The organism is Streptomyces sp. NPDC104309 (assembly GCF_055584025.1).
Window position 1 is genome coordinate 174,987 of record NZ_JBVJMV010000008.1, and the last position, 13,977, is coordinate 188,963.

15 protein-coding genes are annotated in these 13,977 nt (G+C 68.4%); 11 read left to right on the top strand and 4 right to left on the bottom strand.

Features of this window, described 5'->3' with window-relative positions:
* Window positions 1–124 precede the first annotated feature (124 nt).
* The 10 genes from ACZ68L_RS14650 (at window position 125) to ACZ68L_RS14695 (ending at window position 8,455) form a co-directional block, all read left to right on the top strand.
* Complete coding sequence (locus ACZ68L_RS14650; RefSeq protein WP_404249196.1) at window positions 125–568, top strand: hypothetical protein; 444 nt, start codon at window positions 125–127, stop codon at window positions 566–568.
* 210 nt (window positions 569–778) lie between these two features.
* Window positions 779–1,615, top strand: a complete 837-nt coding sequence (atpB, locus tag ACZ68L_RS14655) for a F0F1 ATP synthase subunit A (protein ID WP_469577257.1) — start codon at window positions 779–781, stop codon at window positions 1,613–1,615.
* Between the two features lie 72 nt (window positions 1,616–1,687).
* Complete coding sequence (locus ACZ68L_RS14660) at window positions 1,688–1,915, top strand: ATP synthase subunit c family protein (RefSeq protein WP_266426509.1); 228 nt, start codon at window positions 1,688–1,690, stop codon at window positions 1,913–1,915.
* Window positions 1,916–1,953: 38 nt separating this feature from the next.
* Window positions 1,954–2,499 carry a F0F1 ATP synthase subunit B gene (locus ACZ68L_RS14665; RefSeq protein ID WP_266912128.1) on the top strand — a complete coding sequence of 182 codons (546 nt, stop codon included), beginning with the start codon at window positions 1,954–1,956 and terminating at the stop codon, window positions 2,497–2,499.
* Window positions 2,496–3,311 (top strand): F0F1 ATP synthase subunit delta, encoded by an 816-nt coding sequence (locus tag ACZ68L_RS14670; RefSeq protein WP_469577118.1) that lies wholly within the window; start codon window positions 2,496–2,498, stop codon window positions 3,309–3,311. Before ACZ68L_RS14665 ends, ACZ68L_RS14670 begins: the two co-directional genes overlap by 4 nt.
* Before the next feature lie 138 nt (window positions 3,312–3,449).
* On the top strand, window positions 3,450–5,021 hold the full coding sequence (atpA, locus tag ACZ68L_RS14675) for a F0F1 ATP synthase subunit alpha (RefSeq protein ID WP_469577120.1): 1,572 nt from the start codon (window positions 3,450–3,452) through the stop codon (window positions 5,019–5,021).
* Window positions 5,022–5,024: 3 nt separating this feature from the next.
* Window positions 5,025–5,939, top strand: coding sequence for a F0F1 ATP synthase subunit gamma (locus ACZ68L_RS14680; RefSeq protein WP_469577121.1), 915 nt, complete (start codon window positions 5,025–5,027; stop codon window positions 5,937–5,939).
* The gene (gene atpD, locus ACZ68L_RS14685; protein ID WP_469577122.1) at window positions 5,939–7,381 is read left to right on the top strand and encodes a F0F1 ATP synthase subunit beta; all 1,443 of its coding nucleotides are present in this window, start codon (window positions 5,939–5,941) and stop codon (window positions 7,379–7,381) included. The genes ACZ68L_RS14680 and atpD overlap by 1 nt, the downstream gene beginning before the upstream one ends.
* A gap of 111 nt (window positions 7,382–7,492) precedes the next feature.
* Window positions 7,493–7,867 (top strand): F0F1 ATP synthase subunit epsilon, encoded by a 375-nt coding sequence (locus ACZ68L_RS14690; protein WP_351077758.1) that lies wholly within the window; start codon window positions 7,493–7,495, stop codon window positions 7,865–7,867.
* Between the two features lie 141 nt (window positions 7,868–8,008).
* Window positions 8,009–8,455, top strand: coding sequence for a DUF2550 domain-containing protein (locus ACZ68L_RS14695; protein WP_361441127.1), 447 nt, complete (start codon window positions 8,009–8,011; stop codon window positions 8,453–8,455).
* A gap of 204 nt (window positions 8,456–8,659) precedes the next feature.
* On the opposite strand, the gene ACZ68L_RS14700 is transcribed toward ACZ68L_RS14695, so the two are convergent.
* The 3 genes from ACZ68L_RS14700 to ACZ68L_RS14710 all read right to left on the bottom strand — a co-directional run bounded on the left by ACZ68L_RS14700 (window position 8,660) and on the right by ACZ68L_RS14710 (window position 12,599).
* On the bottom strand, window positions 8,660–10,537 hold the full coding sequence (locus ACZ68L_RS14700) for a glycosyl hydrolase family 18 protein (protein ID WP_469577123.1): 1,878 nt from the start codon (window positions 10,535–10,537) through the stop codon (window positions 8,660–8,662).
* Between the two features lie 218 nt (window positions 10,538–10,755).
* A complete protein-coding gene (locus ACZ68L_RS14705; RefSeq protein ID WP_469577124.1) occupies window positions 10,756–11,406 on the bottom strand; it encodes a response regulator in 651 nt (216 codons plus the stop codon).
* Window positions 11,403–12,599, bottom strand: a complete 1,197-nt coding sequence (locus tag ACZ68L_RS14710) for a sensor histidine kinase (protein ID WP_469577258.1) — start codon at window positions 12,597–12,599, stop codon at window positions 11,403–11,405. Before ACZ68L_RS14710 ends, ACZ68L_RS14705 begins: the two co-directional genes overlap by 4 nt.
* 151 nt (window positions 12,600–12,750) lie before the next feature.
* On the opposite strand from ACZ68L_RS14710, the gene ACZ68L_RS14715 reads away from it, so the two are divergent.
* Entirely contained in the window at window positions 12,751–13,293 is a 543-nt protein-coding gene (locus ACZ68L_RS14715; protein ID WP_469577125.1) for a hypothetical protein, read from the top strand.
* 54 nt (window positions 13,294–13,347) lie between these two features.
* Here ACZ68L_RS14715 and ACZ68L_RS14720 read toward each other — a convergent pair whose 3' ends face one another.
* Window positions 13,348–13,920: a cob(I)yrinic acid a,c-diamide adenosyltransferase gene (locus tag ACZ68L_RS14720; protein ID WP_469577126.1), complete on the bottom strand. Its 573-nt coding sequence runs from the start codon at window positions 13,918–13,920 to the stop codon at window positions 13,348–13,350.
* Between the last annotated feature and the right edge of the window lie 57 nt (window positions 13,921–13,977).

Genomic DNA, 13,977 nt, shown 5'->3' on the forward strand with positions numbered 1-13,977 from the left:
GCCCGGTGACGGAGTTGAAGGACCTGAGTACCACGGTCCATCGGCCCGAGGCATCGATTCCGGCCGGGCCTACGCTCGTCCATGACGACACACTGCCCACCCCCCAGCAAGCGGAGCTGCCGCCATGCCGTCCAACGACGTCCGGACTCTCCTCCAAGCCGCCGTACCCACCGCTGTCGCCGGCGCCGTCGCCGCCGCGGTCAGCGGTGGCGTCGCAGGCGGCAAGGGAGCCCTGGGCGCGGCCGTTGCGACGATCGTGGTGATCCTCTTCATGGGGATCGGACTGATGGTCCTGCAACGGACCGCGCGGTCCCTCCCTCACCTGTTCCAGGCGATGGGGCTGATGTTGTATACGACTCAGCTCCTCCTGTTGTTCATTTTCGTCGCCGCATTCAAGAACACCACGATGTTCAACCCGAAGGCCTTCGCGATCACGCTGGTCGCGACGACCCTCGTGTGGATCGGCGCGCAGACGCGTGCGCACATGAAGGCCAAGATCCTTTACGTCGAACCCGAATCCGACAAGGACAAGGGCGAGAAGCCCAAGAACACCGGGTCCAAGACGTGAAGGGTAGGGGCGGAATAAGTGCAAGTCCGGGACCCTGCTATCGTCCGGTTCCAACTGCGGCACTGCGGGCGCGGGCATGTGAGCTGACGCCTGCTCGATCGCGAGGCTCAATGCCTGACTGCCGCTCACACATCCGTAACACCAGTCCAGTGCCGAACCGCGGCTGCGCGCCGCGCCGACACAACGAGGTTGCCGTACCTATGCGCCACGCTGAAGGAGCCCGCGGTGAGTGCTGACCCGACACAGGTGCTCGCCTTCGAGACCGATTGCCACATCTTCTCCGGTTGTGGTTTCCCGGGTCCTGGCTTGCACTCTTTCCTGTTCGAGCCGATCTTCGGTGACGCGAACAGCAACGTCTACTTCAACAAGACGATGCTGCTGGCGCTCCTCGGTACGGTCATCATCGTCGGCTTCTTCTGGGCCGCCTTCCGTAAGCCGAAGGTCGTTCCGGGCAAGCTGCAGATGGTCGCCGAGGCCGGCTACGACTTCGTCCGCCGTGGCATCGTCTACGAGACGCTCGGCAAGCGCGAGGGCGAGAAGTACGTCCCGCTGATGGTGTCGATCTTCTTCTTCGTGTGGATGATGAACCTCTGGTCGATCATCCCGCTCGCCCAGTTCCCGGTGACGTCGGTCATCGCGTACCCGGCCGGTCTGGCCCTGATCGTCTACATCCTCTGGATGAGCGTCACGTTCAAGAGGCACGGCTTCGTCGGCGGCCTCAAGAACCTGACGGGCTACGACAAGTCGCTCGGCGCGGTTCTGCCGCTGGTCATGGTCATCGAGTTCTTCTCGAACGTCCTGGTCCGTCCCTTCACGCACGCGGTCCGACTCTTCGCGAACATGTTCGCGGGGCACACGCTGCTGCTGCTCTTCACCATCGCCAGCTGGTACCTGCTCAACGGCATCGGTATCGCCTACTCGGGTGTCTCGTTCGTGATGGTCATCGTGATGACGGCCTTCGAGCTCTTCATCCAGGCTGTTCAGGCGTACGTCTTCGTGCTCCTGGCGTGCAGCTTCATCCAGGGCGCTGTCGCCGAGCACCACTGATCGCGCCTCCCATACCCCCAGTCGTCCGGTGGCCAACCCCCGCCGGTCCGTGAAAGAGAAGGAAGAACTGGCATGTCCCAGACCCTTGCCGCCGTCACCGGTTCCCTCAGCTCCGTCGGATATGGCCTGTCCGCCATCGGCCCCGGCGTCGGCGTCGGCATCATCTTCGGTAACGGCACGCAGGCTCTCGCCCGTCAGCCCGAGGCTGCGGGCCTGATCCGCGCCAACCAGATCCTCGGCTTCGCCTTCTGTGAGGCGCTCGCCCTGATCGGTCTGGTCATGCCGTTCGTCTACAGCTGACGAACCGCGACTAGTCCGTTCCGACGAAAGGCACTGACGTGAACCCCCTGGTTCAGCTCGCGGCGGAGAAACCGGAGAACCCGCTTTTCCCGCCGATCCCTGAGCTCGTCATTGGCCTCATCGCTTTCGTCATCGTCTTCGGCTTCCTCGCCAAGAAGCTCCTCCCGAACATCAACAAGGTTCTGGAAGAGCGCCGCGAGGCCATCGAAGGCGGTATCGAGAAGGCCGATGCGGCCCAGACCGAGGCCCAGAGCGTTCTTGAGCAGTACAAGGCTCAGCTCGCCGAGGCTCGTCACGAGGCCGCGCGCCTGCGCCAGGAGGCGCAGGAGCAGGGCGCCGTGATCCTGCAGGAGATGCGGGCGGAAGGCCAGCGGCAGCGCGAGGAGATCATCGCTGCCGGCCACGCCCAGATCGAGGCCGACCGCAAGGCCGCCGCCTCCGCGCTGCGTCAGGACGTGGGCAAGCTCGCCACCGACCTGGCCGGCAAGCTCGTCGGCGAGTCCCTGGAGGACCACGCCCGGCAGAGCGGCACCGTCGACCGTTTCCTCGACGAGCTCGAGGCGAAGGCCGAGGCCGTCCGATGAACGGCGCGAGCCGCGAGGCACTGGCTGCCGCACGTGAGCGTCTCGACGCGCTGACCGACAACACGTCGGTCGACGCGGCGAAGCTCGCCGAGGAGCTGGCCGCCGTCACGGCGCTGCTCCAGCGCGAGGTCTCACTGCGACGGGTCCTGACCGACCCGTCGCAGGCCGGCGAGGCCAAGGCCGAGCTGGCCGGACGACTGCTGCGTGGCCAGGTGGGCGGCGAGACCGTCGACCTGATCTCCGGCATGGTCCGCTCCCGCTGGTCGCAGTCGCGTGACCTGGTCGACTCGGTCGAGGAGCTGGCGAACATCGCCGACCTCACCGCGGCCCAGCGCAGCGGAGACCTCGACGACGTCGAGGACGAGCTGTTCCGGTTCGGCCGGATCGTGGCCTCCGACAAGGAGCTGCGCGCCGCGCTCACCAGCCGGTCCGCGTCCGCCGTCGCCAAGGGCGAGCTGCTGCGCAGCCTGCTCGGCGGCAAGGCACGGCCCGCCACCGAGCGCGTCGTCGTGCGGCTTGTCACCCAGCCGCGTGGACGTAGCCTGGAAGCGGGACTCGAGTCCCTCTCCAAGCTTGCCGCGGAGCGCCGGGACCGGATGGTCGCCGTGGTCACCTCGGCAGTGCCGCTGAGCGATCGGCAGAAGCAGCGTCTCGGCGCCGCACTGGCGAAGATCTACGGCCGTCCGATGCACCTGAATCTCGATGTGGACCCCACGGTCCTCGGTGGGATCGCGGTGCGGGTCGGTGACGAGGTCATCGACGGCACCATCGCGGAGCGCCTCGACGAGGCGACCCGTCGCATGGCCGGCTGACGAGCACAGCGCAGCAACAGAACAGAGCAAGACCAGCGGCCCGGTTGGGCCGTGCAGAAATTGCAGAAGATTCCTGGGGGTCGGCCCCCAGACCCCCTTAAGAAACTTCGGGCCCAACAAGGAGAGCAGGGAACCCAGATGGCGGAGCTCACGATCCGGCCGGAGGAGATCCGGGACGCGCTGGAGAACTTTGTCCAGTCGTACAAGCCGGACGCGGCCTCGCGCGAGGAGGTCGGTACGGTCAGCGTTGCCGGCGACGGCATCGCGAAGGTCGAGGGACTTCCCTCGGCCATGGCGAACGAGCTGCTGAAGTTCGAGGACGGCACCCTCGGTCTCGCCCTCAACCTTGAGGAGCGCGAGATCGGTGCCATCGTCCTCGGCGAGTTCAGCGGCATCGAAGAGGGCCAGCCGGTGCAGCGCACCGGTGAGGTGCTCTCCGTCGGCGTCGGCGAGGGCTACCTCGGCCGCGTCGTCGACCCGCTCGGCAACCCGATCGACGGTCTCGGCGAGATCGCGACCGACAGCCGACGCGCCCTTGAGCTGCAGGCCCCTGGCGTCATGGTCCGCAAGTCGGTGCACGAGCCGATGCAGACCGGCTACAAGGCCGTCGACGCCATGGTGCCGATCGGCCGCGGCCAGCGTCAGCTGATCATTGGTGACCGTCAGACGGGTAAGACCGCTCTGGCCGTCGACACGATCATCAACCAGCGCGACAACTGGCGCACGGGCGACGTGAACAAGCAGGTGCGCTGCATCTACGTCGCCATCGGTCAGAAGGGTTCCACCATCGCCTCCGTGCGTGGTGCCCTGGAAGAGGCCGGCGCGCTTGAGTACACGACCATCGTCGCCGCCCCGGCGTCCGACCCGGCCGGCTTCAAGTACCTGGCGCCGTACACCGGTTCGGCCATCGGTCAGCACTGGATGTACCAGGGCAAGCACGTCCTGATCATCTTCGACGACCTCTCGAAGCAGGCCGACGCCTACCGCGCCGTGTCGCTTCTGCTGCGCCGTCCGCCGGGCCGTGAGGCCTACCCGGGCGACGTCTTCTACCTCCACTCGCGTCTGCTGGAGCGCTGCGCGAAGCTCTCCGACGCGATGGGCGCCGGTTCGATGACGGGTCTCCCGATCGTCGAGACCAAGGCGAACGACGTGTCGGCGTTCATCCCGACCAACGTCATCTCCATCACCGACGGTCAGTGCTTCCTGGAGTCCGACCTGTTCAACGCCGGTCAGCGTCCGGCCCTGAACGTCGGTATCTCGGTCTCCCGTGTCGGTGGCTCCGCCCAGCACAAGGCGATGCGCCAGGTCTCCGGCCGACTCCGTGTCGACCTCGCCCAGTACCGCGAGCTGGAGGCGTTCGCCGCCTTCGGTTCCGACCTGGACGCGGCTTCGAAGGCGTCGCTGGAGCGCGGTAAGCGCATGGTCGAGCTGCTGAAGCAGCCGCAGTACCAGCCGTACCCGGTCGAGGAGCAGGTCGTCTCCATCTGGGCCGGCACCAACGGCAAGATGGACGACGTCCCGGTCGAGGACATCCGTCGCTTCGAGAGCGAGCTGCTGGAGTACCTGCGCCGCGAGCGCAAGGACCTCCTGACCAGCATCGCCGAGGGCGCCAAGATGTCCGACGACACGCTGCAGGCGATTGCCGACGCGGTCGCCGCCTTCAAGCAGCAGTTCGAGACCTCGGACGGCAAGCTCCTGGGCGAGGGCTGATCGATGGGCGCTCAGCTTCGCGTTTACAAGCGCCGCATTCGCTCCGTCACCGCCACGAAGAAGATCACCAAGGCGATGGAGATGATCGCCGCTTCGCGCATCGTCAAGGCGCAGCGCCAGGTGGCGGCGTCGACGCCGTACGCGACCGAGCTCACCCGCGCGGTGACCGCGGTGGCGACCGGCTCCACCACCAAGCACCCGCTGACCACCGAGTCCGACGCTCCGGCGCGGGCCGCGGTCCTGCTCATCACGAGCGACCGCGGTCTGGCCGGCGGTTACTCCTCCAACGCCATCAAGGCCGCGGAGCGACTGACCGAGCGGCTGCGCGGTGAGGGCAAGGAGGTCGTCACATACGTGATCGGCCGCAAGGGTGTCGCCTACTACGGATTCCGCGAGCGCAAGATCGAGGATTCGTGGACGGGCTTCACCGACAGCCCGACGTACGCGGATGCGAAGCGGACTGCGGCCCCGCTGATCGAAGCGGTCACCAAGGAGACCGCCGAGGGCGGCGTGGACGAGCTGCACATCGTCTTCACGGAGTTCGTGTCGATGATGACGCAGAATCCGGTGGACAACCGGATGCTGCCGCTCAGCCTCGACGCCGCGAAGGAGGAGGACGGCAAGGGCGAGATCCTGCCGCTCTTCGACTTCGAGCCGTCGGCGGAGGACGTCCTCGACGCCCTGCTTCCGCGGTACGTCGAGAGTCGGATCTACAACGCGCTGCTGCAGGCCGCTGCTTCCGAGCACGCTGCCCGCCGCCGCGCGATGAAGTCGGCCACCGACAACGCCGGTGAGCTCGTCAAGAGCCTCTCCCGGCTTGCCAACGCGGCCCGCCAGGCCGAAATCACCCAGGAAATCAGCGAGATCGTCGGCGGTGCCAGTGCGCTGGCCGACGCGACCGCGGGGAGTGACAAGTAATGACGACCACAGTTGAGACGGCCGTTGCCACGGGCCGCGTCGCCCGGGTCATCGGCCCGGTCGTCGACGTGGAGTTCCCCGTCGACGCGATGCCGGAGATCTACAACGCGCTGACCGTCGAGGTGGCCGACCCGGCCGAGGACGGCAAGCTCAAGAAGCTGACGCTCGAGGTTGCCCAGCACCTCGGCGACGGCGTGATCCGCGCGATCTCGATGCAGCCCACCGACGGTCTGGTCCGCCAGGCCGCGGTGACCGACACGGGCACCGGCATCACGGTCCCCGTCGGCGACATCACCAAGGGCAAGGTGTTCAACACCCTTGGCGAGATCCTGAACAAGCCCGAGGCCGAGGCCGAGGTCACCGAGCGCTGGCCGATCCACCGCAAGGCGCCCAACTTCGACCAGCTCGAGTCCAAGACCGAGATGTTCGAGACCGGCGTCAAGGTCATCGACCTCCTCACCCCGTATGTCAAGGGTGGGAAGATCGGTCTGTTCGGTGGTGCCGGTGTCGGCAAGACCGTTCTGATCCAGGAAATGATCTACCGCGTCGCCAACAACCACGACGGTGTGTCGGTGTTCGCGGGCGTCGGTGAGCGTACCCGTGAGGGCAACGACCTCATCGAGGAAATGGCCGACTCGGGCGTCATCGACAAGACGGCGCTTGTCTTCGGTCAGATGGACGAGCCGCCGGGCACGCGTCTTCGTGTGGCGCTGGCCGGTCTGACCATGGCGGAGTACTTCCGCGATGTGCAGAAGCAGGACGTGCTCTTCTTCATCGACAACATCTTCCGGTACACCCAGGCCGGTTCCGAGGTGTCCACCCTGCTCGGCCGTATGCCGTCCGCGGTGGGTTACCAGCCGAACCTGGCCGACGAGATGGGTCTGCTGCAGGAGCGCATCACGTCGACCCGTGGCCACTCGATCACCTCGATGCAGGCGATCTACGTTCCCGCGGACGACCTGACCGACCCGGCCCCGGCCACCACCTTCGCCCACCTCGACGCGACGACGGTTCTCTCCCGTCCGATCTCGGAGAAGGGCATCTACCCGGCCGTGGACCCGCTGGACTCCACGTCCCGGATCCTGGACCCGCGGTACATCGCGCAGGACCACTACGACACCGCCATGCGGGTCAAGGGAATCCTGCAGAAGTACAAGGACCTCCAGGACATCATCGCCATTCTCGGTATGGACGAGCTCGGCGAGGAGGACAAGCTCACGGTCTTCCGCGCGCGTCGCATCGAGCGCTTCCTGTCCCAGAACACCCACGTCGCCAAGCAGTTCACCGGCGTGGACGGTTCGGACGTTCCGCTCGACGAGTCGATCGCCGCGTTCAACGCGATCGCCGACGGTGAGTACGACCACTTCCCGGAGCAGGCGTTCTTCATGTGCGGTGGCATCGAGGACCTCAAGGCCAACGCCAAGGAGCTCGGCGTCTCCTGAGCCCATGGCTCACCGAGGGGGGCGGGGTGCGTCCCGTCCCCCTCACCACGCCCCGTAGAATTGACCCAACACCCGGCTCGAACGGCCGGGTGGTGACCCGAGGAGCCACCCTTGGCTGCTGAGCTGCACGTCGAGCTGGTCGCCGCGGACCGCAGTGTCTGGTCCGGCGAGGCCACCCTGGTCGTCGCGCGCACCACGTCCGGCGACATCGGCGTCATGCCCGGTCACCAGCCGCTTCTGGGTGTGCTGGAATCGGGCCCGGTGACGATCCGTACGAGCGACGGCGCGACCGTGATCGCCGCTGTGCACGGCGGTTTCATCTCGTTCGCGGACGACAAGCTCTCGCTGCTCGCGGAGATCGCGGAGCTGGCGGACGAGATCGATGTCCAGCGCGCCGAGCGTGCGCTGGAGCGTGCGAAGTCGGACACGGACGCCGCTTCCGAGCGGCGCGCCGAAGTGCGACTGCGTGCGGTGGCGGTGCGCTAGCGCTCCGCGACAACGTAGCTTTAACCTCAGCCGCGGCCCGAGCTGGAGACCTCTCCAGACCGTGCCGCGGCTGAGGCGATGCAGGTGCAGGTGCGGTTCTGGCGGTATCCGTTACTCGACGACGCGAGGAGGTCGGTGGAGATGTTCCTCGCGCTGTGGGTGGGCGGGCTGGTCGTCGCACTGGTCGCGGTTGGTCTCTTCGTCTTCGGTCTGCGCCGGCGGCTGATTCAGCGCTCCGGCGGGACCTTCGACTGCAGCCTGCGGTGGAATGTGCCGGAGGAGCCCGATTTCTCGGGCAAGGGCTGGGTGTACGGGGTCGCCCGGTACAGCGGCGACCGGATCAACTGGTTCCGGGTCTTCTCGTACGCTCCCCGCCCGCGCCGGGTCCTGGAGCGTTCCGCGATCGAGGTGATCGCCCGTCGGCTGCCCGAGGGCGAGGAGGAGCTGGCGCTCCTGTCCGACGCCGTGGTGCTCGGCTGTCTCCACCGTGAGACCCGCCTGGAGCTGGCCATGAGCGAGGACGCGCTGACCGGATTCCTCGCCTGGCTGGAGGCGGCTCCGCCCGGCCAGCGGGTCAATGTGGCGTAACCAGGGGGCTCGCCGGAAGGGAGCGCCTCACCTCCCGGACGAGAACGAGGACGAGGTCCGGGAGAGGGCGTACGCGGCCTGACGGCCCCGTACGGCGTCGGCCCGCGAGGGTTCCGTACGGCAACGTACGAAGAACCGGGGAGACGGGGGGCGGACCCGTCTCCCCGGTCGTTTTCCGGGGTGGTGCGCGCAACCGCGCGGGGGTTACTTCAGGCCGTTGTTGATCGCGCCGACGAGTTCACCGTTGGCGGTGTCACCGCTAAACTCCCAGAAGAACGCGCCTCCCAGGCCCTGGCCCTTCGCCCAGGTCATCTTGGACGCGATGGTGGCCGGGGTGTCGTAGCTCCACCAGTTGGTCCCGCAGTGCGCGTACGCGGTACCGGCGATCGTGCCGGTGGCGGGGCAGCTGGTCTTCAGGACCTTGTAGTCCTCGATGCCCGCCTCGTAGGTGCCGGGTGCGGCGCCGGTCGCGGTGCCGCCGGGCGCGTCCTGGGTGACCCCGGTCCAGCCGCGGCCGTAGAAGCCGATGCCGAGCAGCAGCTTCGAGGCGGGGACGCCCTGGGCCTTCAGCTTGGCGATGGCGTCGGCGGAGTTGAAGCCGGCCTGCGGGATGCCGTTGTAGGAGGTGAGCGGGGAGTGCGGGGCGGTCGGGCCCTTCGCGTCCCAGGCGCCGAAGAAGTCGTACGTCATCACGTTGTACCAGTCCAGGGACTGGGCGGCGCCCGCGTAGTCGGTGGCGTCGATCTTGCCGCCGGTGGAGGCGTCGGCGGTGATGGCGGCCGTCACCAGGTTCTTGGTCCCGAACTTCGTGCGCAGGGCCGAGGTGATGCCCTTCAGCGCGGCCGGACCGCTGGTGTCGCAGGTCAGACCGCAGGCGTTGGGGTACTCCCAGTCGATGTCGATGCCGTCGAAGACATCGGCCCAGCGGGGGTCCTCCACCAGGTTGTAGCAGGACTCGGCGAAGGCGGCCGGGTTCTTCGCGGCCTCACCGAAGCCGCCGGACCAGGTCCAGCCGCCGAAGGACCACAGGACCTTGATGTTCGGGTACTTCGCCTTGAGCTTGCGCAGCTGGTTGAAGCTGCCGCGCAGCGGCTGGTCCCAGGTGTCGGCGACGCCGTCGACGGACTTGTCGGCGGTGTACGCCATGTCGTAGTCGGCGTAGGAGTCACCGATCGCGCACTTGCCGCCGGTCACGTTGCCGAAGGCGTAGTTGATGTGCGTGATCTTCGCGGCGGAACCCGAGGTGTCCAGGTTCTTGACGTGGTAGTTCCGGCCGTAGACGCCCCAGTCGGTGAAGTAGCCGAGATTGACCTTGCCGCCGGTGCCGGGGTCGGGGTTGCCGCCGCCACCGGTGGTGTGGACCTTGACCGCGCCGCTGACCGGACCGGTCTGGCCGGCGGTGTCACGGGCCTGGACGGTGTACGAGTAGTCGGTTCCGGCCTTGAGGCCGGAGTCGGTGTACGTCGTACCGGTGACCGTCGAGACGACGGCGCCGTCGCGCAGGACGTCGTAGTTCTTGATGCCGTTGTCGTCGGTCGCGGCGGTCCAGCTGAGCTTCACCGAGGTGTCGGTGATGGCGCTCGCGGTGGGGGTGCCGGGCGCCGAGGGGGCGTTGTCACCGGGAACGCTGCCGCCGTCGCAGGAGGCGCCGTTCAGTTTGCAGCCGGTGGGGGCGCCGGAGCCGGTGCCGTTGAAGCCGAAGGAGACGCTGGCGCCCGGCGCGACCGAGCCGTTCCAGCCGAGGTTCTTGGCGGTCCAGTGGGTTCCGGAGCTGGTGACGGTGGCGTCCCAGGCGGAGCCGACCGCGGTGCCCGAGGGGAAGTCCCACTCGATGGTCCAGGAGGAGAGGGCAGTGGTGCCGGTGTTCTTCACCGTCCACTGGCCCTCGAAGCCGCTGCCCCAGTCGGACTTCTTGAGGTACGTGGCGGTGGCCGAGGTGGCGGCTTCGGCGGGGGAGGCCAGGCCGACCATCGCGGCGAGCGGAAGAAGCAGCGCGGTGAGTCCCGCGACCGCTCTGGATCTGGTGGCTCTTCCGGTCCCGAGTCTGAATCGGGGCCGGCGTAGGGGGGTTTCAGTGCTCAACGGTGCTCCTCGGGTGAGGTCCGGACAAACGGGGGCGGTCCGTGGACTGCAAACCCTGCGCCGCCCTGAGCGCGCCTTGTCATGGCGCACTCACCGCAGTGTGCTCGGTGAGATTAGGAAGGTCTGGACCAATCGTCAAGAGGTCCAGACCAAAGACCGTGGTCAGAGCACACGCCCCGCTCCCGCCAAGCCGCCCCCGATCGGCTCGACTTGTCACCTCAGATGCCCAACTCCTGCGCCAATACGGCTGCCTGGACCCGGCTGCGCAGCTCCAGCTTGCCCAGCAATCGGCTGACATGTGTCTTCACCGTGGCCTCGGCCATCGAGAGCCGGACCGCGATCTCGGCGTTCGACAGTCCCGCGCCGAGGCAGCCGAGCACCTCCCGCTCCCGCCGGGTGAGGGCGTCGAGAACCGCCGGATCGGTTGCGTTCGCCATCCGTGCGGAGGTGGTCCCGGCGAACTCCGCGATCAGACGGCGCGTCACCGCCGGGGCGATCAGCCCCTCGCCGCGCGCCACGATGCGTACCGCTTCGAGCAGATCGCGCGCATCGGTGTTCTTCAGCAGGAAGCCCGCCGCCCCCGCCCGCAGCGCCCCGAAGACGTACTCGTCCAGATCGAACGTCGTCAGCACCAGCACGTCCGCGAGCCGCTCGGCCACCACCTGTCCGGTCGCCGACACCCCGTCGAGGCGCGGCATCGACACATCCATCAGCACCACGTCCGGACGCAGTTCACGTGCCAGACGCACCGCCTCCTCGCCGTCCCCGGCCTCGCCGACGACGTCGATGTCCGGTGCGCTGCGCAGAATGAGCACCAGCCCGGCCCGGACGGCCGACTGGTCCTCGGCGACCACAACCCGGATCGTCATGTTTCCGACATCCCTTCCTCCGCAGGCAGTTCGGCCCGCACTCGCCAGGTCTCCGTCCCCCCGCCGGGGCCGACCGGACCCGCCTCGATCGCGCCGCCCAGCAGCGCCACCCGCTCCCGCATCCCCACCAGGCCGGCCCCCGATCCGGGGGCGCGCGGCCCGGAGCGGTCCCCGAGCGCACTGCTGACCTCCACGGTGAGCAGCGGCCCGTCCCGGCCCAGGCGCACCACGACCGGGCCGGGCGCGGCGTGTTTGAGCGCGTTGGTCAGGGACTCCTGGACGATCCGGTACGCGGCCAGCTCGACCGGCGCGGGCAGCGGTCCCCGTTCGCCGCGGGTGTCCTCGAAGGTGCAGGTCAGCCCGCTCGACGCGGCGTTCGTACGGGTCTGCTCGACCAGCGCGTCCAGCGAGGCGAGCGTCGGCGAGGCGCTCGGCTCGCCGGCCGCGCCGCCGGTACGCAGCAGTCCGATCAGCCGGCGCATCTCGGCGAGCCCGTCGACGCTGTTCTCCCTGATCACCCCGAGCGCTTCGCGCGAGGTCTCCGGCTCGTCGATGGAGAGCGCGGCGGTGGAGTGGATGGCGATGGCGGAGAGATGGTTGGCCACCATGTCGTGCAATTCGCGGGCCATCCGGGCGCGTTCGGCGGTCACCGCCTGGGTACGGTCCATCTCGGCCAGCAGCGCGGTCTGGTCGGCGCGCAGCCGGGCGGCCTCGGCGGCGTCCCGGTGGTTGCGGACGCTGACCCCGGTGATGGCGGGCAGGAACGAGACCATGCCGGTGACGACGCCGATGAGCAGCGCCTGAGGGTTGCGGAACCACGCCAGGAATCCGATGGTGACCGCGACCGTGATCAGGATCGTGGTCACCGGAATACGGCGGGCGGCGGACGGTGTCCCGTACAGCACGGCCGCGTACATGAGGTCGGTGAACATCAGCACCGTCGCCAGGTTCCCGACCGTGAACTGGTCCGCGACCAGCGCGAGCGTACCGACGACCAGTGCCGTCTGCGGAGCGGCCCTGCGTACCAGTTCGAGGGCAGAGACGACGGCGAGCGGCACCAGGGAGACCCAGGGCGCGACGAAGGCGCGGTCGCCCTGCATGCGCAGCCCGAGCAGCCACAGGAACAGGCCACCGGACAGACCGGTGGCGGCGATGAGCACGTCGTGGCGGTGCGGGCGGGCGAGGGGGAGCACCCTCCCATCCAACACGGCGGCCGGCCCCGGGACCTCCGTACCGGGGGTGAGGCATGAGTACATCGAAGGATGCAGTCGCGGTTCGTCACTGGTGACGACGATTCCGGGCGCCCCGGTGGGGAGGCTGGAGGGGACGGGAAGGAGAAGTGCCGTGATCGTCACGCTGATCGTGCTCTGTGAAGTCGGCTTCTGGGTGTTGCTGGCCGTGGGGCTCGCGCTGCGGTACCCGGCGAGGAGACCGCGACTGGGCGCGGCGGTGCTGCTGTGCGAGCCGCTGCTGGAGGTCGTGCTGCTGGTGGTGACGGCCATCGACCTGAAGAACGGGGCGGAGCCCGACTGGAAGCACGGACTCGCCGCCGTCTACATCGGTTTCACGGTGGGGCTCGGCCACTCCACGATCCGCTGGGTCGACGCCCGGGTCGCCCACCGCTTCGCGGGCGGCCCACCGCCGGTGAAGCCGCCGAAGTACGGGATGGAGCGCGCGGCGCACGAGTGGCGGACCGCGGCGCGCTGGACGGGCGCCGCGGTGGTGGCGCTGGCGCTGCTGCAGGCGGCGATCTGGTACGTGGGCGGGGACGGGGACGTGTCGTCGCTCCAGGCGTGGCAGCAGAGGATGCTGTGGGTGATCGGGATCAACGTGGTGATCGCGGGGAGCTACACGCTGTTCCCGAAACGGGAGGGAGCGCGGCGTTGAACGGCCGGACGGGCCCCGCGGACCAGGCCCGTCCGGTGTCTTCGGTACGCAGGGCTACCGCTCGCCGCCCGGTACCCACAGCACGTCGCCGACCTCCTTGTTCGCCGTCCTCGCGAGGATGAACAGCAGGTCGGAGAGCCGGTTGAGATACGTCGCCGTCAGCGCGTTCATCACCTCGCCGTGCACCTCCAGCGCCGCCCACGTGGACCGCTCCGCGCGCCGGACCACGGTGCACGCCTGGTGCAGCAGCGCCGCCCCCGGCGTGCCGCCCGGCAGGATGAAGCTGCGCAGCTTCTCCAACTCCTCCAGGAAGTGGTCGCAGTCCGCCTCCAGCTTGTCGACGTAACTCTGCTCGACCCGCAGCGGCGGGTACTCGGGATCCTGGACGACCGGGGTCGACAGATCGGCGCCCACGTCGAACAGGTCGTTCTGCACACGGACGAGGACCTTCACGACGTCCTCGGGGAGCCGGCCGAGCGCGATCGCCGTACCGATGACGGCGTTGGCCTCGTTGGTGTCGGCGTACGCCGAGATCCGCAGATCGGTCTTGGTGGTCCGGCTCATGTCGCCGAGGGCGGTGGTGCCCTGGTCGCCGGTGCGGGTGTAGATGCGTGTCAGGTTGACCATGCGGCCAGCCTAGGGTCTTTCGTCCGGACCAGGCCGGGCCCGCGTGCCCCGGCGTGA